We start from the raw sequence: 24,134 nt of genomic DNA on the forward strand, positions 1-24,134 counted from the left end.
GTATAAAGAGTTGAAGACTTTCTCGCTATCAGCTTTTTTGAAAATCCCATTCCTGGATTTATCCCGGCCACATTTCGGTTATAATGCAGGTTCTAGCGTCCAATGAGAAAGAACAATGATTTATAGCATGACCGCATATGCGCGTAATGAGCGCAAAGGGGAATGGGGAAGCGCCGTTTGGGAAATTCGTTCCGTCAATCAGCGTTATCTGGAGACTTTCATCCGACTACCAGAACAATTCCGAGCGCTTGAACCAGTTATTCGCGAACGTATTCGTAAAAAACTTCAGCGTGGTAAAGTTGAAGTCAACTTAAAGTTTCACGAAAACCCAGCCGCGGTTGGCGAGCTACAAATCAATCAATCTCTTGCAAATCAACTTATTCATGCAGCCCAGTGGGTCAAATCACAGACCAACGAAGGTCAACTCGATCCATTGGAAGTCCTCCGTTGGCCTGGTGTGATGGAAGCTGAAGAACAGGATATGGACAGCATTCAAAGCGAACTCCTATCTGGCTTTGAAACCGCATGTGACGACTTTTTGCAAGCACGAGCAAGCGAAGGTCAAACGCTAGCGGATCTGATTCAACAGCGACTTACAACCATCACAGAGCAAGCAGTAATCGTCCGTGGCGAAATGCCAACGATTATGCAATGGCAAAGAGATAAACTCACGACAAGACTGGAAGAGCTTAAAACTGAAATCGACCAAACACGTCTAGAGCAAGAACTGGTATATCTCGCCCAAAAAGTCGATGTCGCAGAAGAGCTGGACCGTTTAGATTCCCATGTGAAAGAAACCGGAAAAATCCTCAAAAAAGGCGGCGCATGCGGCCGACGCCTTGACTTCATGATGCAAGAGTTCAACCGAGAAGCAAATACCCTCGCCTCAAAGTCTATCTCAGCAACAGTGACTGCGGCAGCGGTTGAGTTGAAGGTCTTGATTGAGCAAATGCGTGAACAGATCCAAAATATCGAGTAAGCAAATTCGCCGATCTTAATCCTTCCAATATTTTACCTAAAACCCCGACTTTTCGGGGTTTTTTACATTTTACTCCGTTGATTACTGGAATTTGAATGTCCTGACCAAAGTAATTTCCAAGCGGCTGCATTTGTGGAAGTTGAAAACTTTCGTTCTGATGTGCACCCTGACAAAATCTACATACCCTAATTTGCTCCTGATATGTGGCTTTAATTATGAATACCCCCGCAATTATTAGGAATACTACAAGTGATCCAATCAATATATACGACAATAAATAGTCAACTTTTCGAGCATATTTTCTGGCTAACCAAACCGTCGGTAGTTTTTCAATATTCATTTTAACGGCCATATAGTTGCGACAGAGTACGCTGAGCACCTCAGTCCAATTCCTTTATCCCAATCTTGTGTTACTCCATTTTCTTCACTAATTTTCTTATCAAGAAACTTTGCAGAAATTTTGATGTGTAAAACAATACAAACCATGAAAATTAATAGAAGTGCGATACAGATTACCGCACTTAGAAAGTCTTCTTGAGGTACTGTATTATCCATACCAGAAGCGTTATAAAACAAAGAAATACAGAGCTGCTAACCCTGAAAATGAAATCATCATCATGATCACAAGCATAAGGGCAAAAAAGTAATCTTTTGCGAGCATATTTCACGGCGTATTTGTTGTCAGGAAATAGAGGGTGATCAGCTAGTCTTTTGAAAACGAGAGCCATAGCGAGATTAATCAACACGACACCGAGACCGCCTTCCCAGCTTGATACGATTACACCTTCCTCATCATTGACTTTCTGCCTCAAATATCTAATTGATATTTGTGAAAAAAGGATAATAAATATTCCCCATAAAAGAGTGACGCCACCAAAAGAGAAAAGGGCATAGCTTCTTATTGCAGCTCATAATTTTCCATCGCTAATCCCACCAACTAGTACTGCTACTCGCATTATAAACTTCCTCCGCAAGAGCTTTACCAGCTATGTCCCCGGCTTTACTGGCAGCAAATCCTGCAACCAAACTACCGACAATTATGATTCCCCATCCGACAGGCTTTAATGCGACCACAGCACCTAAAGCTGCACCAGCTGAAACAACCGCACCTCCAGCACCAATACCAAATAGGGCGCCTACTGCAAAACCAGTCGTTTCTTTCACAGCTCTCTTCTGCCAGTCAGCACCAGCTTCTTTGTCTTTCAGAACATTCGTCACTCTCAGACCTGCATCAATGACTAAAGCCCCTTTGCCAAGATTCGAAACAGTTTTACTGAGTCTACTGAGCTTTTGTACATCTTTTCAAAAGCACCTGCTCCGGCACCAAACACACCAACGCTATCACCTTGCCAGTTACTTTGCACATAAGGCCAAACACTGTCTTCAAGAAAATCAGCAAGTGCCAGCGCATTTTCTGTTCCGCCACAACATTCGATGAGGCTAATGAATCCTCTGCGATCTTCCGGACTAAAGTTTTGCAAAGAGCGCATCACCCATGTTTGTTCTTGAGATAAAGCACCAAACGCACTGTTGTATTCTGGTCGGCAAATGTAAGCCGTCCCAGGCATGATCATATCACCTGTAATATGTGGATTATCTATGCGAAATAAACTGATTTCTTCTGGTGTAGAACAAGGTAGAGGGGATAAGCGTCTTTCGATGAGCAATTCTGCGGCTGCCATTGTCATTCTCCTTTATATAGCATTCCTAGTGAGAGGCAGAATTATACCCCAGAGCAATTAACAATCTAATCAAATATTTGTCTTAAGAGAATTGTTTTTATTAACTTTTTTATGAGAATTTTGATTCATTTGAAGCGTTATTTGTGAGGATGTGGAAACTCCCCTTCCTCGCAATCAGGTATCCTTACATCGCAGATCCCAGCAGAGTTTCTCTACGATGATTCTATCACCCGATGCTTTCTACCCATATTGGCCAAATTTTCTGGTTGTTTATACAAGTTGGTTCAGCCATCATTCAGGGATCTCATTATAAAATACGTAACGTGTGAAGTTGCAAGCCATCCATTAAGTTGGTCAAACTTCGTTCAAGGAAATAGAGGTGCTCATGTCTTTTCGGTCAATTTTTTTAGCTGCTTCCGTTGTGTTGAATGTTATTTTAATCCTTCAGCTATTTTCGCAACCCATGGATTTAACTGCACCACAGGAAACACAAGGAAATTTCATTGAGGAAAAAGCATCGGCCTTACAAACCTCAACAGCAAACAGCGAATCCGCACCTCCTCTGCAATGCCCACAAAAGGATATTGCTCAAACAACTGACAATCATCAAGCGGATAGCGATCATGATGAATTTGATGGTTTTCTCTCCGATCCAGATATGCTGGAAGGCTATAAAAATCAAATTAGAAATAGCTTAAAAATCAATTATCTAAGGTTTTTTGAAAACAATCAGCTTTCTGAGCGCCAAAAAGCCGCCCTGTTAGATCTGCTTACAGCACGAGATAGTATAGGTCTAGAAGGCCCAATGGACGATGCATTAATGGATCAGGAACTAGAACGGCTAAAAATGGAGATGGATTTAGTACTTGGACCTGAGTTAAGTGCACAATTAAAGTCATTTGAAGAGCTCCAGAGTGCACAATGGTTTACAGTCAACTTGCGTCATATGCTCAGTGATACAAATAAACACTTTACCGTTGATAAAGAACGTCAGTTAGCAAACATTTACCTCGAGGTAGAGAAAAAGTACATCCGCAGTGAGCAAAATAGCGACAATAACTTCTCTGAGTTATCAATCACAGAACAGAAAAAGCGGATTGACCAAATGCATCATGAATTACAAACCCGAGCTGGGCAGATCCTCAATCAAGAAGAACGTCGCGCACTTGGTTATCTGATTGAACAACAACAGCTCGACTGGCAGTTAGCCATGAAAATGGATGAGTCGAACGAAAGCCAAGAAGAAGCGAATGAGCATTAATACACAACCATTCTCCCCGATATAGTCACCACAAAAATGAGTATACTTTGATTATTTATGGTGGAAATGCTCATATGGGTGTCAGGCGTTATATTTTCGGATTTCTATTTGCAGCTGTACCACTGGTCATACTCTGGTTGGTCGTGATCCAACCTCTTATACAAACCATGGAAGCTCAAGATTGGCCTGCTGTTACTTGTATTATCGTCCAAAATGATATGAAAGTGGAATATGGCTCCGAAGGCGATGAACTCTATAGCTTAGAATTACGGTACGAATATGAGCACAACAACATCAAATACCAGGGAAACAGATATGACTTTATCGAAGCAGCAATCAGTGCATCATCTGATTACGAGTCAATCGAAGCAATTATCGAAGAATATCCGCCCGGGAGCCAATCAATGTGTTTTTTAGACCCACTAAACCCACAAGAAGCGGTGTTAAATCCTGAAATTCGATGGGGAAAATTCTTGATTATCACCGCGTTTTGTTCTGTCTTTCTCGTCGTTGCTGCGCTTATTATCAAATTTGGAAAATAAATACCTTTAAGTGGGTCGCTCTGAAGGGCGTGTCCAAATAAACCAAGTCACCCCGACCATGATCATGATGATCACTAGTTTGATATAAATAGAAAATGTTCCCCAAATCATCGGATAACTGATAAACAACACCATTGTACTGGTTGAAAGCATCTTCGTTTTTCGTTTGATCACACCATATCGCTGCCAATCAATGATAATTGGCCCAAATAGACGGTGTGCCAGCAACCATTCATGTACTCGCTCGGAAGAACGAGAAAAACAAACTGCAGCTAACAATACAAACGGGGTTGTTGGTAACAAAGGCAGAAAAATACCAATAAAACCCAGTCCCAGGCTTATCCAGCCGCTGATAAAATAAAATACGCGTCCCATGTCTCTAACCACATAGCTATTCTTTTTTAATGATATCAGTAAAAAAGTACTTTTCTAATCCGTAAAAATTCTATAGAATCCACCACCTGCTTGTTGCAGGTTTCTTATCGATGGTGGCTGTAGCTCAGTTGGTAGAGTCCCGGATTGTGATTCCGGTTGTCGCGGGTTCAAGTCCCGTCAGCCACCCCAGATTTCCCTCGCTTAAATTAATTCCCTAAGATTCGTATCTTCCTAGATCCTTACATGTTTCTGAATACTTCTTACAACCTTTGCCCAAGGTCCACCAAAACTGCCATCTATGGATGCACTTACCTGTGCTTGTTTATTCAATAACGTCAATCTAGATTGTCTTCAATGCTACCCTTCCAGTTGAATCAGCAGCTTGTCCAGATCTTGATTAATCTGCAATGCTAGATCCTTCTCAGCTTGCAAACGGGTTTCGTCCATTTGACGAATTTCTTTCTTTGGATATTTTTTGCGAGCAGTATGTGTCGGCATATCCTTCACCACATCATACATCTGAAAAATACCCGGATAGGTTGCCTGATAATTTGGTTTTGGTGACTCAATTAAATGATCCAATAAGACCCAAATCCGCAAACAGCCCTCCGACGATTCACACTGTGCCTGTTGCATGGCTTTGGCAATCGTCGTGATACTTTCTATCAGTGTCGCATTTCGCGCTTTTGCCGCAGCCGCTTGTTGATCATTTTGTTGCTTTAACTGCATGAGCAAGCGGCCTGCGTAAAATGCCAGTCCTGCAATGATCAATAAACCAAGTGAACCCAATATCCACAACATGCATGAACTCCGTTACTTTTTATCGTCATCCAACCACTCAGACCATTCATCCTGAGAGTTTTCTAAGAAATCATCCAATGCATTTTCTGTATCATCCTCATCGTCTTCTTCCTCAATGCCCAGAATATCCATCAATTCCTGATGACGCTTTACTTGGCGCTGGAAGTACTTCGCATCTTTACCTTGCAAAACTTCTCCAGAATCCTGACGATCCATCAAATCCAGTAATCGCATATCCGATTCGATCATTTCCAGTTCTTTCTCTGGTGGCAAGTCTGGCGTATTGTCGACTTTTTTCAAGACAACCTGAGGCTGAAAATCAACATGCTTTTCTTCCTGAACAGCTTGCAAAGCAATCGGCTTTTTACTGCCATGACGTTTATCATTTACGGATTGCTGATTATTTTTCGTATCAACATTCGCTTCAAAAGCGCTGTTACGAGACCCAGAATTCAACCCCTTACGCTTTTTTACGCGCTTTTGCTCTTTCGCCTGCTGATCGAGTTGTTGGCGAGATACCTTCGGCGCAATCCCAATACCGGGCTTACGCGTTTTCTTATGTCGAGTCATAATTTCGTACTACTTAGCTAAACTGTCCGCTATTTTACCTGAACCTGACAATAAATTCGTCTATTTTTCTCACAGCGTTTATCATCAAATTTCCAATCATAAAATGGCTATTTTTATCTCACACTATTTCATTCGCTCAATTACATAAGCTCAACTAAAATATTGACAAATGACCGTACCTGATACAAGAACTTTGCACATCATTACCCGTCGAGCGGTCTCACGAGTCTTTAGGATGAGAGAAATAACATGAAATTCTTCACCAACTTGAAACTTCGGTGGAAACTCGCAGCCATTGCAATATTCCCCGTACTCTGCCTTTTATTCTTTGCAAAAATCATTATTGTGAAAGACCAACAGTTAAAGAAAGAAAGTCTGATTGTGAAAGAAGTTGCGGCATACGCAATCAATGCAAGTTCACTCGTCCATGAGTTGCAAAAAGAAAGAGGATATACAGCAGGTTTTTTAGGTACACAAGGAAAGAAGTTTCGACAAGAGCTACTTGAGCAAAGAAACACTGTGAATGAAAAAAAGCAGAATTTGCTCCAGTTTTTGAAGACGTTTGATAGAACACAAGCGGGGGATTACCTGAATAAGCAGTTGAATATCGCAGAAAAGATGTTGCGCCAACTCCCTCAAAAAAGGAAAGAAATATCAAACTTACAAATATCAGGAAAAGAGGCTCTGGGATATTTTACCAAAATGAATTTGCAGTTTCTTTATTCAATCAAACAGCTGCCTAAGATCACGTCAATTGCAAAGCTGAGCAATGAAGCAACTGCTTATGTCAACTTCCTCAATAGCAAAGAAAGATCAGGTATTGAACGTGCCGTTCTCACTAACGTTTTTTCTAAAGACAGTATTGATAAAAGTACTTTTAATCGAGTGATTTCTCTATCGACAATACAAGATGTGTATCTCAATGTATTCAGAACTCTCGCATCCAAAAAACAAATCGCATTTTACGACGAGATCATGACAGGTACACCAATCATAGAAACCAAAAGAATGCGTGAAGTTATTGAAAGTGATACTCGTCGAAGTAACTTTGGGATTGACCCAGAATACTGGTTTCAATTACAAACCCAGAAAATTAATTTGCTTAAAAAGGTTGAAGACAGACTCTCTGAAGATCTCGAAAAGCTTGCAGCTCAAATTCACGAAGACATTTCTACTGAGCTTTATAACTCTTGGGTCATGACCATACTCTCACTTTTGGTAACCGTAGCCTTTATCTACTTTATCCAACGTCAAATCAGCGTCCCAATTTCCCGCGCGGTAGAAGTCTCAAGAGCGATCTCTGATGGAGCACTAGACAATCATATTGTCATTAAGTCAAATGATGAAGCAGGCCAACTACTCACCGCATTGCAAGAAATGCAAAGCAAGCTCAAAGAACAAATCGAGACAGAGCGAAAACAATCTGCAGAAAACAATCGTATTCGTCAAGCTCTGGATAATGTCACTGCAAACGTCATGTTAGCGGATGAAAAGCTCAATATTATGTATATGAACGACATGGTCAAAGACATGTTCCAGAGGAATGAGTCTCAGTTCCAGAAAGATCTGCCGCAATTTAGCGCGAAAAAGCTCATGGGTACAAATATTGATACTTTCCATAAAGATCCAAGTTATCAGCGTGGCATGCTCAGGGACTTGAAAGATACACATATCGCTGAGATCACCATTGGTGGGCGCATTCTAAAAATCATCGCAAACCCTGTCCTTGGTGAAAATAAAGAACGTCTTGGTACGGTTGTGGAATGGATTGACCTCACAGAGCAACGTGATGCGGAGCAACAGGTTGAACAAGTCATTAATGCTGCCAGTGCGGGCAAACTAGATGTCCGATTGGATACAGCAAGATTTGAAGGTTTTATGCACACCCTAGCAATGGATATTAATAAATTGCTGGATGCAATCGTTGGACCAATCACTGTTGCCGCAAATAACATAGAACAGATTGCGAGAGGAGATATTCCGGGTCCTATCACTGAAGATTACCAAGGGGACTTCAATCACTTAAAGAATAACTTAAATACTTGTATTGATGCGATTAACCAATTGGTTTCTGACACAAACAGACTTGTAGATGGTGCAATTGCAGGTAACCTCTCCGTGAGAGCCGATGCTGATAAACATCAGGGCGACTTTAAAAAAGTCGTCGATGGCATGAATAATACATTGGATGCTGTCATCAACCCTCTCAATGTCGCCGCATCTTATGTTGATCGCATCTCTCAAGGTGATATTCCAGAGCTGATTACAGATACCTATCAAGGTGACTTTAACCTCATTAAAAATAACCTCAACACATGTATCCAAGCGATTAACCAACTGGTCTCTGATGCGGATGGCCTCTCCGCTGCTGCTATCAAAGGCGAATTGTCTGCACGGGCTGATGCCACTGTTCACCAAGGCGACTTCCGGAAAATTGTCGAAGGGGTCAACCATACATTAGATGCCGTCGTTGGACCACTAAACGTTGCTGCGAACTATGTTGATAGAATTGCCAAAGGTGACATTCCTGAGCCAATTACAGATGAATACCGTGGTGAATTCAATCAGATTAAAAATAACCTGAATACCTGTATTTCTGCCATTAACCTGCTGGTCTCCGATGCAAATCAGCTCTCGGAAAGTGCAATCCGTGGTGAGCTATCTACTCGTACTGATGCTGATCAACATAAGGGCGAGTTTCGTAAAATTGTGGAAGGTGTCAACCATACATTAGATGCCGTCGTTGGACCACTAACCGTTGCTGCAAACTATGTTGACCGCATCTCCAAAGGAGATATTCCTGAGTCAATCACCGATGAGTATCAGGGTGAATTCAACTTACTCAAACGCAACCTCAATACCTGTATCGAAGCTGTAAACTTGCTTGTTGATGACTCAAACCAACTCGTCGAAGCCGCAGTGGCCGGAAAGCTTTCATTCCGTGCAGAGAGTTCGCGTCACCAGGGTGAATTCCGCAGTATTGTTGAAGGGGTCAATGAAACACTAGATGCGGTCATCAACCCACTCAACGTCGCAGCGTCTTATGTTGATCGCATTGCTAAAGGTGATATTCCTGCACCCATCACAGATCAATACCAAGGCGACTTCAATCAACTCAAAGATAACCTCAACACTTGTATTGCTGCAATCAACCTCCTGGTTTCAGATGCAAATCAACTCTCCGAAGCTGCGGTTGCTGGTGCGTTGTCAACACGAGCAGATGGACAAAAACACCAAGGGGACTTCCGCCGGATTATCGAAGGGGTCAACCATACCTTAGATGCCGTTATTAACCCACTCAATGTCGCAGCTTCTTACGTCGAACGGATTTCTCGCGGGGATATTCCAGAGCAAATCGTTGATGCATATCACGGTGAGTTTAATCAAATCAAAGATAACTTAAATACTTGTATTCAAGCAGTCAATCTCTTGGTCACAGATGCAAATCTCCTCGCCAACTCAGCAGTCTTAGGACAATTAGATACCCGAGCCGATGTGACTTCACACCAAGGTGATTTCCGCCGAATTGTTGAAGGGGTGAATAGTGCACTCGACGCCATGGTCGCACCAATCAATGAAACAAAAGATGTCATGACCGCCTTATCACAAGGTGACCTGACATGCTTTGTTCATGGAGACTTCAAAGGCGACTTTGCGGTACTCAGAGACTCAGTGAATCGCAGTATTCAAAATCTTCAAGATCTCGTCAGAAAAGTTTTCTCATCCGCGCGCTTGATTGATGAATCCTCCAACGAAATCGCCAGTGGTGTGTTAAACCTCAGCCAACGAACGGAAGAGCAAGCATCTTCACTGGAAGAAACGTCTTCATCCATGGAAGAAATGTCATCAACCGTCAATCAGAATGCTGAGAATGCAAAAGTTGCTAGTGAACTTGCGCAAGCAGCACAAGATAAAGCCAGAGTGGGTGGTGATGTTGTTGGCAAAGCAGAAAGCAGCATGTCAGAAATCAATGATTCCAGTAAGAAAATAGCAGACATCATTGTGGTCATTGATGAAATCGCATTCCAGACGAATCTCCTTGCGCTGAATGCAGCAGTCGAGGCTGCAAGAGCAGGTGAACAAGGCCGCGGCTTTGCCGTTGTCGCAGGGGAAGTGAGAAGCCTGGCGCAACGATCCGCAGAAGCAGCGAAGGAAATCAATGACTTAATCCGAGAAAGTGTCGGTAAAGTCGAAGACGGTTCGAATCTGGTCAATGAATCAGGCGCGACACTCAAAGAAATTGTTGAAGCTGTCGAGAAATCCACAAAAATGATCGCCGACATTTCAACTGCCTCCACAGAGCAAAGTGCTGGCATTGAGCAAGTGAAAAAAGCCGTGATGCAAATGGACGATATGACCCAGCAAAATGCAGCACTTGTTGAGGAAGCGTCAGCCAATAGTGAGTCGATGGCAGAGCAAGCGAAGACGATGATGGCGTTGTTATCCAGCTTTAAAGTCACGGATAACAGTGCGAGTACACACTCAAGAATCAGCACCGACTCTAACAACACATTCGATCGCACAGCCGCCGTCGTTTCTTAACTTCAATACAGCCAGTCACCTGCGTTGTGGCTGGCTGTAATGGCCAAGAAAACTCATTGGATCGAAAATAAAGATAGTGATTTAACGCTGGCAGTAATAAGCTTTATTCTTCCACTTGGACATGTATTGATAAATACAGTTTCCTTCAAGATAAAAAGTGACAACGTCATTCGACTCATTATTGAATTGAAAAAAGTCTCGACCTGATTTACTGACTTGCAGTGGGATCCACTCAGTGACAACGGGTTCGCCATCCACCACGACATGATTTCGATAACCTTTTTCAGAAAATTCATAAATCACAGACCCAAATGCAGACTGAAATGATTGCCGTTCTGCATCAGGAATATCTGGATTTTGCAGCAAAGATTCCATCGACTTTCTCTCGTGGGATTTCCACTGCCCTATCCAAAAGTCAGCAGGTGTGGGTTCACTGGTTTTTTCGCACCCAGCAAGTGGCACTATCCCAATACATATCAGCGCAATGCGTAGCATATTTAAGTGATAACAATCTTCTATACATGAATACAAGCCTAGCCTGATTCTTCATGCACCGCTATGCATCCATGCTATAGCAGTGCAGATCATTGTCTCTGAAAAATCAACAAGTCCTAGTTTACATATTCGCGACATGCGGGTGATGAGAGATCAAAACTTAACTGCCCACCAATTGAACCACGAACACAATCGATCGACATATATGTTGATGCATTCACCTGCTCCACACCACGTAATGTGATATGCATAATTTCAAGCGGTGAATTTAACATCCGCCAGTAATTCGCTTTCAACAGAAAGTAGAGATCCGAAGGGATCGGCCTTGGCGGCTCTGGATCACAGAAAATCGGTGCGCGCACTTCCAACGCGTTATCATCTGTACGCATCAGACAATCGCAACGACGTGCGGCTTCATCCATGGCCATCAAACGATCATCACATGGATTAAAAGGAGGAACGCAATCGACTGCCATTGTGCCAACACCATCATAAGGACGCATACAAGGGATATCACGCTCAATCAATGCCTTGCTGATCGTCAATAGCCCATTGATAGGTAATGTTATGTCCATCGGCAATTCCGGTGTTGGGCGTTCAACATGGCGCATTCGATCATCATTTGGGAGTAGACGATCAATTCTACCTGCGTCACGTCCCCACTTTCGACGAAGCGTATCTGGATCGAGTGGAACATAAGGTACAACTGGATTGATAGGATCCGCTCTCTGCACCATATCCCGGATAGGCATTGGACGAGGCTTAATTGGGACAAAAAGCGCTTTCCGCAGATTCTGAATCAGCTCAAATTGAACACGGTTCTTCTGTCTTGTGCTTTGTGGCAACTGAGATAATTCGCCATTCGATTGAAAATAAAGAATTGCGAGTCCCTTTCTTCCATTGATCGCATCATTTAAAAGCGAGTCAATCAAGCTGGAACGAACCTGCCAACGTGTGTTTCTCACTCGGCTGATGAGATAGCTAAGCACATCCGGCCAATAAATAGTCACTCTTGCATCTTTGAGCGTCGTATTCGTTTGGAGGGTCCAATCCGTGATCACTTGGATCTGTGCATCCCAGTTTGAAGCCGTATCCAATAGATTTTGCACGACATCATCCCAACCCGGCATTGTCTTTGCGGTAAAAGGAATGATTTGATTAACAGCACCACCTGATGGCGTCATCGCATGGAAATTCATGAAGAAATCTAACTCGCGCCATTGACCATCTGAGTCCACAGCACGACAAATCGGAATGTCCATATTTCCCCGAGGCCCCGTCCAAGACTCCAATTCACAGTTTGCACTCAGCAATCCGTCGTTCCCGACTTTAAACCCTGATAATAAAAATTGTGAATCTGCACTGGTCGCTTTTGCGGGTCGAATGATAAAACCTTTCTGCTGTGCTTCCTGATTAAGCGCAGAAATATGGCCCGCAATCCCTGCAGTAGAAAATTCACCAGAGAAGCTCAAACTGTTCATTCCATTCATTGGCCCATCGGTTAGGGTATAGTGGTCGACACCAAATTGAGGACGTCCTTGTACTGGCCTGATCCCACCCATTTTGGGAATATACCAAATTAAGTTATCCTGATTTGAGTCCGCAAAAAGATGAAATTGCCTTTGGCGATCTACACTAAACAGCCCCATCACATTTCTTACTTGGGGGCTGACAGGGTTCGCAGAAGATGGGAGTGCACTCATAAAAAGTCCGAGTAAAGCTAGCTTCAATAAAAAAGCCGCTGCGCTGAACTTCGCGCTATATTCCTGTAACGTATTCATAGTCAATCCTGATTGCTTCGTTTTTTCATCACAACCTGTGTTTTTTCTTGCTCATTTGCACATAACAACACGCCATTCGGATCGACACAGCCTGACTTTAGCCATCGACCAACCATTTTCACGAAAGGAGCAGGAAGCGGATCACCAGTCATCGGCATCCCTGGCTTTTTTGCACCAATCCCAAATTGCGCTTCATAACGTCGTGTCGCCAAGCGAAAGTACAACTCTTCTGGGTTTCCTTGTTGTAACCAACGTTTTAAGCCACGATGGCTCGTATCAAACTGCGTCTGTGCTCGCCCTTCGATTTCATGACAATGGACACACCCTCCATCTCGCCAAAAACGCCCCCAAATATACTGCTTAGCAACTTTTGGAATGGGTTTTGAAGAAAGTGCTTCCCAATCTTTCTGAACCAGCGCAACAGCCTTATCCAGCTTCATCTCCTGCGTTTTTCTTCGTGATTGAAAGTACGCCCGAAGTGATGCCGCATCCTTTTTAGAAATATGAAAGGTCGGCATTTGCCTTTGCTCGGGCGATGCACTTGGACGGACGACTTTTCCATTTACATACTGATGAATCCAATCAGCGGAAAATAAACTCATCGCAACCGCGTTGTATCCACTCATTTGACTTGTCATATGGCAAGATTTGCAAGTGCTCTCAAAGATATGTTTTCCCTGCTGAATAGAGGATTTCGTATCGCCAAGAAGCCACTGTTCAAACTGATTCAGATCCATCTTTGATAGCTCCGGGTAAGCCATCATCTGGGGTGCCTGACATTTGTCTTGTTGATCACATTTGCCATGCGGACGCTGTAAATATGCTAACAATGAGTCTGTCGACACACGCGCAGGTTGTCCCGGCTGGGAAATTGGCCATTTCGGGGTTGTATGGTAGGGTAAAGGCGACTTACCAAGTTGCTGAAGCTTTTTCTTTCGAACAGGCAGTCCGTAAAAGCGCTTATCGACAATCCCTTTTCCGTAAGCAACAGCAATCTCGTTGATTTCCTGATGACAGCCAAAACACTGAGCATCAGACCATTTTCCAAAGCCAGTGGGGTAAGTTTCCTTAACAACGTCCCTTGTTTCAGTGTGGCAACCACTGCATTCTTCCAGCGTGCCAGAGAACTGATAAGGACTTGGTGACAAGGCAATACCAGCACTCAGTGCAAGTAAAAAAATCATTCAGTACCCATATTCATCTCAACGATCACTTCACCATCTTGTGGCGGCTCGATGACATAGAGCTGATCTGCCATAGCCTGCTCAAGAGAAGCCTCTCCATCGGTGGATAGCTGAAAAAGATCCATAAATTTCTTCCATGAAGGGTAATCTAACGGTGTACTTGCATCCGTGTCGTCCCGGTATAAAGCTGTTGGAAATTGGCTGGAATAGAAAGCAATTTCATAAGGCTGTCCTACGAGCTTTTGTTGCTCTTGATCAACCGTCAAAGCGCCTTTTTCAATCAACTGGCCTGCAATTCTTGGCAAGTCCATATACACTGCTGGAAGGTTTGGCTTTGCAATTTTATACTGAATTTTAAATGCTTGATGTGTCTGTAAATATTCAACCAGTTCCTCTTCATCACCCTGTTGCCCTTCCTGGTACTTTATCGCCAATGAACAAAGTCCGGGATAATTTCCTCGTGTGACCCGCGTGCTGTAATACATTCTCATTTGCGTCAATTTATCAATCAACGCCTGTCTCGGTTCACATAAAATGGCATCTTCTGGCAGAACATTTTCACGTTGATCATAAACGCTGTTATCACGAACAAAGTCGTTATACACAGAGCTATCGTGACTGGCAGGATAAGCACGCAATGTCACACGACGGATCCCCCAACCAGCATTACTGGGACCAACGATTTTTTGCTGAATATCACGATACCAGAACACACCTCGATTTGAGGTGGTTTCTTTTAAGGGCGCGAAGACAAGATGTTCATTTGAAACTGCCTGATTAAAGTCGATGTCATTTAAGGTGAGTCTTGCAGCATTTGCTTCAAATCCAATTGCCGCTACCTGAGTAAAGAGTAATGCCGCTATTGTTGTTTTTATTTTCATGGTGTTCCTCCATAACAATCACAAAGTATTGTCACACCTTAGTCTGCGTCCCCATACGCAGGACCATTGACGGGTGCGCCTAACGCTATTTTTGATTCAAAAAAGGCACTTTGGGAGAGTGCCTTTTACAGATTAACCCTATGTTGGAAGGTAGAAGGGCTCTTATTCCATGCCAGCGAGCTGACGACATGCTTCAGAGTCAACATCCCAAGTGACTGATGTACCAAAGCCACCAAGAACACACTGAACCGTCATGTTCGTGCTTGCATTGTGAACACTGCTACCTGGATTCCAAGAAACGTAACGCGTTTCGTTGCGCTTGAAGATCAGCTTCTCGTAGTTTGCACGGAGTGTGAACATCGCCGTCGCTTCAGTATCAACACGCCCCAACTGCGACTGACCATAGTCACGCATTTCGTTAAATAGCTCGTTTCTCATTTCCTGATAAACAGCATCAACGACATTATCGAATTGCTCATCATTGATTGGCTCAGGCTTGTATGTACCATCATCATGGAGATATTCAACTGTGATACCTGATTCACCATTCTGGTTATCGAGCAAGCGACGGAAGAATGTCTGGACTTCGATATCAACACACGCATTATTGTGGATACCAAAGTAAGTACTTGCTTGTTCAAACGTACGTGACCAGTTGATATTGATCCGAGCGACACGTGTTTTACGTAACGTTGTAAGTTCCCATTCTGTCACAGCCTGGAAGTTTGCATCCCAGTTTGATCCCGTTTCCATCAGGTCTTGAATTGGGAATACCCACTCTGGCATGGTGACACCTTGGAATGGAATATTCTGAGATACAGAACTAGAACCCCGAGGTGTTGTTGCACGGAACTTATACATAAAGTCCGTAGACACACGCTCACCATCATTGTTTAGTGCTGTACAGACAGGGATTTGCACTTCACCATTTGGCCCTGTCCATGTTTCTGTATGACATTCCGTATCAATGCGGCCATTATTACCAACAACCAAATCCGTCAAAAGGAACTTTGTCGTTGCCTTTGCAGCAGTCGCAGGAGAAACTCTCAACCCTTTCGCTTGGGCTTCACGCTCTAATTGACGTAAGTCACCGATACCACCTGTTGTATCAAACGCACCACCAAAGTGAACAAGATCTTGACCTGCAAGGAAGCCAGTCCAAGGTGCACGAGAATACACAGAGAAGCGAGGGCGAGGGTTACCTGTATTAACACCCGTTAACGCGATCTGACCTACTTTCGGCACATACCAGACCAAGTCACGATGATCACTATCCGCATATATATTAAACGCCCGTTGCATGTCCACAGAGAACTGGCTAGCCATGTCTCTTTCAGATGGATCAAGTGGGGCAGAATAAGCGGTGAATGGAACAAGTGCAGCAACAGCAATAGACAATAAAGTTTTATTTGGCAGAGATTTCATAATCACTCCGTTGAGTTGTGATATTTTCAGTTATGTTTACACATGGAACCTCTTTTGTGCGAAAACCATCCTAATTCAGTTCATAATAAAGTCAATCATCCCAAATAGTTACAAGATTTTTTCAATTAATGATTTTTAATTAATTTACGACCTAAAAATACCGTCAAAACCCCCTTTCAATCCTACGAATGGCGGAGTCTAAGAGCTTTTTGAAAAAATCTTTATGAAATTTTCATGATTTGAATCAAAATGACTCTTTATCCGTTTCCATTCTTTATATGGATTGATTTTTTTGGATGTTTTGTTCAAGATATCAGCGCTCCCGCACAAATCTCTCAAAATCCAAACCAATAAAAGGTAGTGTGATGAAACATAACCGATTTAACCTCTCCCTTGTGATGAGCACAGTCCTTCTTGCCAGCTGTGGTGGTGATAATAATGATACTCAGATCAAACCCGGTGCATTGACTGTTCAAGCAACTGGTTCGCTTCCGTTTGCTGTTGAATTAGAGCTTGGCAACGAAACAAAGACTCTCACTTCAGGAAAAACAACGTTCTCGGAGTCTAACGGGCAAACACCACGCATTAAGTCAGTTGCAGGCCCTCAAGAATGTGAACTGCGTCCTGCTGCGAATAATACTGTTGATATTCGCTGTGATGAATACGTTGTTGCTTACAGTAAGGTACAACCACAACAAATTGCGAATAACCAGCGGGTGACAAAGACACAAGCCGTTTCAATTGACCAGGTGAACAGTAGAGAGGATCAGGTCGATGGTAGCTCACTCACCTTCTTCGATGATCGGATCTGGTTTAGTGGCAATATCAATGCTTATCAAGGCTTAATCAGGAATGGGCGATTGAGCACGCTCGATCCAACACAACAAAAGTTTATTGATTATTTTGTCAATGGAAATGTATTGTACGGCCTCAGTGCGAGTAATGGCGTCTTTCAATTGAAAAAAGACGAAGAAGTTTGGACCAATGTGATTTCTGATAAAACCCCATCAGCTTCCAAGTTTTACCCAAGCGGTGGCAAGCTTGCTTATGTTCAAAAAAATGGTACCAACTTTTTCCTAAAACAATTTAACCCTGACACTCAAACGACACTTCAAGTGCCGAGCGAAGCAATTCCAAATACGAAAACACTTTCTGATCTGGGACCAGTCACACTAAACACTGATGGCGGAATCCAACGTCAAGTCTTACTCTCGGTCAATCAGTCCAACGAATGGTCTATACAGGCTATTTTTGGTGGTAAATTCAATAATCTGACTTTCGCTGAGCCGCTGAACAGAAGCTATACGGTTTGGAATGAGACGACTCTGCTCTCAACCAATGTCAATGGTGCAAATCATGTTCATTTCCTGAAAATGACGTCAAGCCCAAATACATTGAGTTGGGAGAAGTTTAACAAGGAAGAAAATATCCGATTTGTGGGTGGTAGCGATCAACTTCTTATTCTCACGGATGAAGATTTTCAAGACAGAACCATCTTGAAGTCGCTCTATGTCACCAATGAGGATAAACTCACCGCAGCCAAGATCGCTCAACATACTGGCGTCGCGGAAGATCAACTCCATGTTCAACTCCACAAAAGAGAAACAGCAAACGACACTTATCCAGCTTCTCCCATCAAAAGCATGCATGGTTGGATGTTATTCTTTGCAGGTGATCTTGCAAATGGTCAAGCTTGGCTTACGGACGGTAAGCTGGAAAAGATGCGTAAAATGGGTAACCCAAGAACCTGGTCTGAATTCAAACATTTGAAGATCGTCGCGACAGGGAAAGAAGTTGTGGTTGTCACCGATAATAACGAGCAGATAGTTGCACAAAAATAGCTTTGAAAAAAAAGCCAGATCCCGGCGGTTTCATGATGAGACCGTCGGATATATCCCAGCGAAACTTTATTCAAGGAAGAGATTTATAAAAATGGCGTAACCTTCACTTTCCAGGAAACCTGGTCACCATTAAAACGGCTGCCTTCTTGCTCTGACACTTCACCAAATGTCAGCTCAAATTGTGGCAAGTTCATGAAGAATTCATTACCATCTTTTTTAAGGATCAGCCAACCATCTACTTTGACTTTTCCTGTATCCGTTTTCTTCACTTTATATTTGACGAACCGCTGGTGATCTTTCGTTAAAGCAACCGTTTGTGAATCTCCATCAGCAATCACCACTGTTTCTGGGCCAAAGCGTTCCTCGCCAACTTTTAAAGTTGTGGTCAGGTTGAAATCTTTTGCGCTGACAACAGTACTGATTAACGCAGCGCCAATCACACATAGTTTTTTGAACATATCGAGATCCCACCAAAATAACACTCATCCTATCGAAGCGATGTCCTTCCTACAATGAGACCAATGGCTGAAATCACAGTTCCTTTGACAAAGAACAAACACATATTTATCACTTCAATCAGAAATAATCATGAAATTAAGTGCCTGAAAAACATTCAAAAAAAGGCAACAAAAATATCAATTACGATTCATACTTATTTGGCAACTTAGGCACTTTTGCGTCTCTCGATGGCAATTTAGTGGGATCAAAGAACCACCAAGTCACCCATTACTTATCGTTGTGTTAGATGCACTGTTCACAGAGCTAGCAAGGAAAAATAATGAAAAAAAACCTCTCACGCCGTGACATGTTGAAGTTGATGGGTATTGGCATGACCACGCCATTTACATTACAAGCAATGACAAAATCCAGCCCCTATGCCGACTATTGGTGGCAAGCAGCACCCGAAGATTTAAATACCTCACTATCCGAGGCTTTTTATCCCTGGGGGATTGCTTCTGGTGATCCAACACCAACAGGGGTTATCTTGTGGACTCGCTTGAACCCACAAATCGTTAAACCGAATCACCTCGTACTCTTTCAAATCTCCGAAGATGAACACTTTCAAGACGTCATGCTCAATGCACAAATCGCTTCATCAGATATTAGTGTCGACAATGACTTTACCATCCGGATCGATTTGAATGGCTTGCTGAGCCCGAATAAGTTTTTCTTCTATCGATTTATCTATGATGGTGTGCCAAGCGAAACCGGACGTTGCCGTACCTTGCCTTATGCAACACAGTCCATTGAATCCATGAAGTTTGCTGTTGCAACCTGTCAGGATTTTACGACAGGCTATTACAATGCTTATACGAAAATTGCAGATGAAGATGTGGATTTTGTCCTTCATCAGGGTGATTTTATTTATGAATATGAAAAATTTGGTGGATTTGAACATGCGATTAAACGCCCCTTGAGCATGCCAAGTGGCCATAAGAAAGCACAGACTATTGAAGATTTTCGTTATGTCTATAGAACCTACCGTAGCGATAAACAGTTGCAAAAAGCGATGGCTCGACATACCTGGATCCTGATTTGGGACGATCACGAAACGGCAAATGACTGCTTTTGGGATTACGAAAATGACACACTTGGCTTACCCGAAAGCGATGGACGAGCAGGACTGGCACCGGATGAAAAAGAACAACTGAAGCGAGATGCACAAAAAGCTTGGTTCGAATATGTTCCAGCCCGAGTTCACTTCGATGAACGTGCTCATCACCCCCATGATGCTCTCAAGATCTACCGCAACTTCCAGTTTGGTGACTTAATTGATTTATTCGTTACCGACAGCCGCACCTATCGAACAGAGCCGCCCTGCCAAAGAGGTTCTATTCCTGATCGCCTGAGTTGCCGTGATTATCTCAATGAAGGATATACGATGCTCGGCCATGAACAGCGTGACTGGCTACTGGATGGCATCACAGGTTCAAATGCCACCTGGAAGCTTTGGGGTAACCAAACAATGCATGCACAACTCGCAATGACATTGTTAGGCCACCAATGGCTCTATCCAAACCTGGATCAGTGGGATGGGTTTCAGCATGAGCGCAAATATCTCATGCAGAAAATCAAAGATGCGGATGTTGATAACTTTGTCGTGCTCACGGGCGACTTTCATTCATCCATGCTGTCTTACCTGAAAATCGACTATAGCAATATCTTTAATTGGGATCGCCGAAATCTTGTTGGCATTGAATTGATGACTCCTTCGATTACATCACCACACCTCGATGACATGGTCAAAGAAGTCTCAAACCTGGATATCCGTCTAAAGTCGCTGGTCGGTGGGACCATTCGATTGAATAACCCGCACATTAAGCACTTTACCAGCTCATTTTATGGCTACGCGAAACTGACAATTCATCGTGACCATCTGCAATGGGATGTCTATAGCATTGATAAATTTGTTGAAAATCACACTCAATACAGAACCCTGGAAGCTTCCTATACTTACGATCCCCAAAGGATGTGGCTGAGAAAAAACTAAAAGTGAAAGCAGCAAGCAATCATGCTTGCTGTCCTTTGTACAATCTCAGGCTGATGATGTTGCCAGTTTTGCCTCAAAGATATTGAGGACCAAGTCATGTTTACGGAACACAGATGATATGACTGAATCGAAATGTGCTTCTTGAAGAATTCGAGTAATTTCCACAGGGTCTTTGAGTAATTGGTTCGACTGTGATTGCTGCTCTTCTGTAAACTCCAATTCTTGAAATGCTTCGCTATTTTTAAAGTCCATCTCATCCCAATTTTCGTCAATGATCACAAAGCGGCCACCAGGTTTTAAAACCCGCTTTATCTCAGCAAGTCCTTCCGAAACATTTTGCCAATGATGAAAAGTACTGACAGCAATCGCCAAATCGACTGTTTGATGTTCAAGTGGTATCAGCTCAGAGCCCGCTGTATAAAGCTCAGGCAATGGCTGCGTATCAACCAAAGACTGAGTCGCTAATTCGATCATTCGTGGTGTTGGATCGATACCAACAATACGCCCGTGAGGGACTGCTTTTGCAAATTCACCGAGGACAGTACCGCTTCCGCATCCGATATCTAAAATGCAGTCATGTTGTGTTGGGCGACAAATTCCCACGATTTCGTGGTGTACCGGACAGTCGCCAAAGTGCTTCACATACCAGTCCGCTGTTTTCTTATTCCAGAGTGCCTGTGAGGATTCTTGCATTTGTTCAGTCATCATTTATCTCCAACCAAATATGTTAGTTTGTCTAACTATATTTAAATTCACCGTGACGGTCAAGATGATTTTTTATTCAATTCATTACTGGTTGGTGATGGCTGTTCAACGTTTTGTACATTGACATTTCACACGTAGCCTTTACCATCAATACGAATAGAAACCAATAAATGACTATATGAACGTAAGTGAGCAGCTACTTCTTTTGCATCGTTTGTTAAATAAAAGTTGGAATGCCGAAGAACTTGATTTGAGCTATAACGAATTCGAATATTTACACTGTATTCATGTTGCAGAACAAGTCGATCCTGACGAATATGATATGCAACATGACGACAGTACACATTTGTCATCACTTGCAAATGATCTACAAGTCAAAAAATCATCTGTTAGCGTCATGCTGAATAAATTGGAAAAACGAGGGCTAACCCAACGAGTGACTTGTCGTTATGATGCGCGTGCTCAACACATCCTGACGACAGAAAAAGGACGTGAATATCTGGCAAAAGCGGCACAATCCATTTATGAAACGAAAGAACAGCAGCTAAAGCAAAAGCTGGAGCCTCAGGAGTTTGAACAACTCAACCAATTGCTTCACAAAGTACTTAATACTTAAAGTAAACCATATCCTGCTCAAGTCGATCCGCAGCGCTGGACACTTTACCCGCTGAGTTTCCGGTTTCTTGAGCACCTTCCTGTGTTTTTTCAGCAATCAAGTTGATATCTTCTATCTTGCTGGCGACATCTGTCGTCAGGCCCACTTGTTCTGTTGCCGCCGTCGAGATTTGACGATTCATCTCACTAATTGTGTCAATCACGCCTTGAATATTTGAAAGTGCTGAATGGACACAATCGGTTTCTTTGACACTGTTTTCCATCTTATCCACACTCTGCATCATACTGAGTTGGGTTTTCGATGTGGCTTCTTGAAGGTTTCGAATGGTTTTATGAATTTGTTCTGTTTGTTGCTGGGTTCTTTGGGCTAATGTCCTGACTTCATCAGCGACAACCGCAAAGCCTCGTCCCTGCTCACCTGCACGGGCTGCTTCTATCGCAGCATTCAGTGCTAAAAGATTTGTTTGTTCAGCAATATCGTTAATGGCAGAAGAAACCATTCCGATATCTTGTGTATCCTGAACAAGCTGCGCCAGAGAGTCTTTCGATTGCAGTAACTCATCCTGCAAATGTGTCATCAATTGCTGAAGCTTTTCAACCAGTCGGCTACCATCTCCAGCTTGATTCAACGCTTCTGAAACAGACTCAGCAGCAGTTCCGACCGCAGATTCTATTTCTCCAGCGGATTGTGTGATCTGACTCATGGAATGGTGAATATCAACAGCACGCTCTTTTTGCTCAGTGACGTCTTCAACCGTTTGTCCCGTCACATCCACCAGCTGCGTTGCTGAGTGATTTAAAACTTTGATCGCTTCGTTAACTTCACCAACCAGCTTTTTCAAGCGGCAGGCCATATGATTAACATGATCCGCAATGTCGTTCATTTCGTCTCGACCACGCACTTCCACGCGCACAGTGAGGTCGCCTTGATCGATATCTTTTACAGCCTTTTTTAAGCGCTGTATATTACCAACAATTGAAAAGTACATCCCTAGAAATAGATATAAAGCAATAAAAACAAATAAGAAGGATAAAGAGAACGCCAACCAACTGATCTTATTCGCATAGTCAATTCGGAATTGTAGCTGCTGCTTTAACGTTGGTTGTAACTGCATCATGAACGATTCAACAATTTGGATCACATGATCACCTTTAGCCATCAGCGTCTTCGCATTTACTTTGATTTCATCCGCTTTCAAGAAGTTAGCAACGATGAACTTGTGCAATGCAAACAGCTCTTTTTTCGCATCCTGCCAAGGTTTATTGAGCACCTGCTTCACCGCTGGACTATTTTCCATCGCGGTTTCAATCGCGGAATCCAAGCGTTCGATTCTATCTGGAAAAAGTTCAGCATCTTTGAGCAGCTGCTTATACAACTCAGACTCAAACTCTCCTTTGGCTGCAAGAGCTACACTCGCCATTTGTACATTTGCGAGTTGCATGAGCAGCTCAGGTCCTTCAGAAACCAGCGTTCGGATCAGATAATTGGTATGCAGCTCCAAATCTAATGATAAATTTGAATAATTTGCAATGTAGGCGAGTCCTTTAAACATGCCACGAAAAGTTTTTTGATAGTTTCCTTGCACAGGCATATCAATTTGTGGCGCATGATGTGGCTTTTGTTTGGACCATGAATTCATCGACTGATTCAGTTCACTGATTTTCTGTTCAATTTGGCTTTTTTTGCTTGAAACAGAAACACCTTCTCTTTGGGCTGCTGCATTAATTTGTTCAGTGGTTACCATCGACAATATCTGCCAAAATTCAGCCACATGAACCAAACCATCCATTTCTTCATCAGTAAAATCAATGGTCTCACGGAGTTGAAGATAGAGTAGGTTTTGAATAACGATAAGAGGAACAATAAAAACAGCACTGATCAAAACAAATTTTATAGAGTATTTCAGGTTGCCTAATAGTGACGTTGCGGGACTCGTCAAATGTTGTAACCAGCGCATGATTGC

At 42.9% G+C, this 24,134-nt stretch carries 20 protein-coding genes and 1 tRNA gene; 8 read left to right on the top strand and 13 right to left on the bottom strand.

Annotation, left to right across the window (positions count from 1 at the left end; genetic code table 11):
* The first annotated feature begins 115 nt into the window (after positions 1 to 115).
* A complete protein-coding gene (locus C505_RS0108360) occupies positions 116 to 979 on the top strand; it encodes a YicC/YloC family endoribonuclease (protein WP_018692151.1) in 864 nt (287 codons plus the stop codon).
* Between the two features lie 924 nt (positions 980 to 1,903).
* On the opposite strand, the gene C505_RS0108375 is transcribed toward C505_RS0108360, so the two are convergent.
* Together C505_RS0108375 and C505_RS0108380 are read right to left on the bottom strand one after the other, a co-directional pair.
* A complete protein-coding gene (locus C505_RS0108375) occupies positions 1,904 to 2,197 on the bottom strand; it encodes a hypothetical protein (RefSeq protein WP_018692154.1) in 294 nt (97 codons plus the stop codon).
* 20 nt (positions 2,198 to 2,217) lie between these two features.
* Positions 2,218 to 2,661: a hypothetical protein gene (locus C505_RS0108380; RefSeq protein WP_018692155.1), complete on the bottom strand. Its 444-nt coding sequence runs from the start codon at positions 2,659 to 2,661 to the stop codon at positions 2,218 to 2,220.
* A 385-nt stretch (positions 2,662 to 3,046) separates the two neighbouring features.
* Between C505_RS0108380 and C505_RS0108385 the strand changes: the two genes are divergently transcribed.
* Both C505_RS0108385 and C505_RS0108390 read left to right on the top strand, forming a co-directional pair.
* Positions 3,047 to 3,922: a hypothetical protein gene (locus C505_RS0108385; RefSeq protein ID WP_018692156.1), complete on the top strand. Its 876-nt coding sequence runs from the start codon at positions 3,047 to 3,049 to the stop codon at positions 3,920 to 3,922.
* A gap of 74 nt (positions 3,923 to 3,996) precedes the next feature.
* Positions 3,997 to 4,464, top strand: coding sequence for a DUF3592 domain-containing protein (locus C505_RS0108390; RefSeq protein WP_018692157.1), 468 nt, complete (start codon positions 3,997 to 3,999; stop codon positions 4,462 to 4,464).
* Between the two features lie 6 nt (positions 4,465 to 4,470).
* Here C505_RS0108390 and C505_RS0108395 read toward each other — a convergent pair whose 3' ends face one another.
* The gene (locus C505_RS0108395) at positions 4,471 to 4,839 is read right to left on the bottom strand and encodes a YbaN family protein (RefSeq protein ID WP_018692158.1); all 369 of its coding nucleotides are present in this window, start codon (positions 4,837 to 4,839) and stop codon (positions 4,471 to 4,473) included.
* Positions 4,840 to 4,952: 113 nt separating this feature from the next.
* On the opposite strand from C505_RS0108395, the gene C505_RS0108400 reads away from it, so the two are divergent.
* Positions 4,953 to 5,028 (top strand) — tRNA-His (locus C505_RS0108400).
* Between the two features lie 168 nt (positions 5,029 to 5,196).
* Here the strand turns inward: C505_RS0108400 and C505_RS0108405 are convergent.
* Together C505_RS0108405 and yihI are read right to left on the bottom strand one after the other, a co-directional pair.
* Positions 5,197 to 5,640, bottom strand: a complete 444-nt coding sequence (locus C505_RS0108405; RefSeq protein WP_018692159.1) for a DUF2489 domain-containing protein — start codon at positions 5,638 to 5,640, stop codon at positions 5,197 to 5,199.
* Positions 5,641 to 5,652: 12 nt separating this feature from the next.
* Positions 5,653 to 6,210, bottom strand: a complete 558-nt coding sequence (gene yihI, locus C505_RS0108410) for a Der GTPase-activating protein YihI (protein WP_018692160.1) — start codon at positions 6,208 to 6,210, stop codon at positions 5,653 to 5,655.
* Positions 6,211 to 6,459: 249 nt separating this feature from the next.
* Here yihI and C505_RS23580 point away from each other — a divergent pair, with 249 nt between their 5' ends.
* Positions 6,460 to 10,752, top strand: a complete 4,293-nt coding sequence (locus tag C505_RS23580) for a methyl-accepting chemotaxis protein (RefSeq protein WP_018692161.1) — start codon at positions 6,460 to 6,462, stop codon at positions 10,750 to 10,752.
* Between the two features lie 81 nt (positions 10,753 to 10,833).
* Here the strand turns inward: C505_RS23580 and C505_RS0108425 are convergent, their stop codons facing one another.
* The 5 genes from C505_RS0108425 to C505_RS0108445 all read right to left on the bottom strand — a co-directional run bounded on the left by C505_RS0108425 (position 10,834) and on the right by C505_RS0108445 (position 16,518).
* A complete protein-coding gene (locus C505_RS0108425; RefSeq protein WP_018692162.1) occupies positions 10,834 to 11,247 on the bottom strand; it encodes a hypothetical protein in 414 nt (137 codons plus the stop codon).
* Between the two features lie 116 nt (positions 11,248 to 11,363).
* Positions 11,364 to 13,028 carry a hypothetical protein gene (locus tag C505_RS23585; RefSeq protein WP_018692163.1) on the bottom strand — a complete coding sequence of 555 codons (1,665 nt, stop codon included), beginning with the start codon at positions 13,026 to 13,028 and terminating at the stop codon, positions 11,364 to 11,366.
* A 2-nt stretch (positions 13,029 to 13,030) separates the two neighbouring features.
* Positions 13,031 to 14,212: a c-type cytochrome gene (locus C505_RS0108435; RefSeq protein ID WP_018692164.1), complete on the bottom strand. Its 1,182-nt coding sequence runs from the start codon at positions 14,210 to 14,212 to the stop codon at positions 13,031 to 13,033.
* Positions 14,209 to 15,093, bottom strand: a complete 885-nt coding sequence (locus C505_RS0108440) for a hypothetical protein (RefSeq protein ID WP_018692165.1) — start codon at positions 15,091 to 15,093, stop codon at positions 14,209 to 14,211. Before C505_RS0108440 ends, C505_RS0108435 begins: the two co-directional genes overlap by 4 nt.
* Before the next feature lie 162 nt (positions 15,094 to 15,255).
* Positions 15,256 to 16,518 (bottom strand): hypothetical protein, encoded by a 1,263-nt coding sequence (locus C505_RS0108445; protein ID WP_018692166.1) that lies wholly within the window; start codon positions 16,516 to 16,518, stop codon positions 15,256 to 15,258.
* A gap of 365 nt (positions 16,519 to 16,883) precedes the next feature.
* Between C505_RS0108445 and C505_RS0108450 the strand changes: the two genes are divergently transcribed.
* Positions 16,884 to 18,359: a hypothetical protein gene (locus C505_RS0108450; RefSeq protein WP_026317832.1), complete on the top strand. Its 1,476-nt coding sequence runs from the start codon at positions 16,884 to 16,886 to the stop codon at positions 18,357 to 18,359.
* A gap of 83 nt (positions 18,360 to 18,442) precedes the next feature.
* Here C505_RS0108450 and C505_RS0108455 read toward each other — a convergent pair whose 3' ends face one another.
* Positions 18,443 to 18,817, bottom strand: coding sequence for a hypothetical protein (locus C505_RS0108455; RefSeq protein ID WP_040439612.1), 375 nt, complete (start codon positions 18,815 to 18,817; stop codon positions 18,443 to 18,445).
* Positions 18,818 to 19,137: 320 nt separating this feature from the next.
* On the opposite strand from C505_RS0108455, the gene C505_RS0108465 reads away from it, so the two are divergent.
* Positions 19,138 to 20,850: an alkaline phosphatase D family protein gene (locus C505_RS0108465; RefSeq protein ID WP_018692170.1), complete on the top strand. Its 1,713-nt coding sequence runs from the start codon at positions 19,138 to 19,140 to the stop codon at positions 20,848 to 20,850.
* Between the two features lie 45 nt (positions 20,851 to 20,895).
* On the opposite strand, the gene C505_RS0108470 is transcribed toward C505_RS0108465, so the two are convergent.
* The gene (locus tag C505_RS0108470; protein WP_018692171.1) at positions 20,896 to 21,555 is read right to left on the bottom strand and encodes a class I SAM-dependent methyltransferase; all 660 of its coding nucleotides are present in this window, start codon (positions 21,553 to 21,555) and stop codon (positions 20,896 to 20,898) included.
* Between the two features lie 178 nt (positions 21,556 to 21,733).
* On the opposite strand from C505_RS0108470, the gene C505_RS21845 reads away from it, so the two are divergent.
* Positions 21,734 to 22,171, top strand: coding sequence for a MarR family winged helix-turn-helix transcriptional regulator (locus C505_RS21845; protein ID WP_018692172.1), 438 nt, complete (start codon positions 21,734 to 21,736; stop codon positions 22,169 to 22,171).
* On the opposite strand, the gene C505_RS21850 is transcribed toward C505_RS21845, so the two are convergent.
* The gene (locus tag C505_RS21850; protein ID WP_018692173.1) at positions 22,161 to 24,128 is read right to left on the bottom strand and encodes a methyl-accepting chemotaxis protein; all 1,968 of its coding nucleotides are present in this window, start codon (positions 24,126 to 24,128) and stop codon (positions 22,161 to 22,163) included. The two genes, C505_RS21845 and C505_RS21850, sit on opposite strands and share 11 nt — an antisense overlap.
* Between the last annotated feature and the right edge of the window lie 6 nt (positions 24,129 to 24,134).

It is taken from the genome of Algicola sagamiensis DSM 14643 (genome assembly GCF_000374485.1).
Taxonomy (GTDB): Bacteria; Pseudomonadota; Gammaproteobacteria; order Enterobacterales; family Alteromonadaceae; genus Algicola; species Algicola sagamiensis.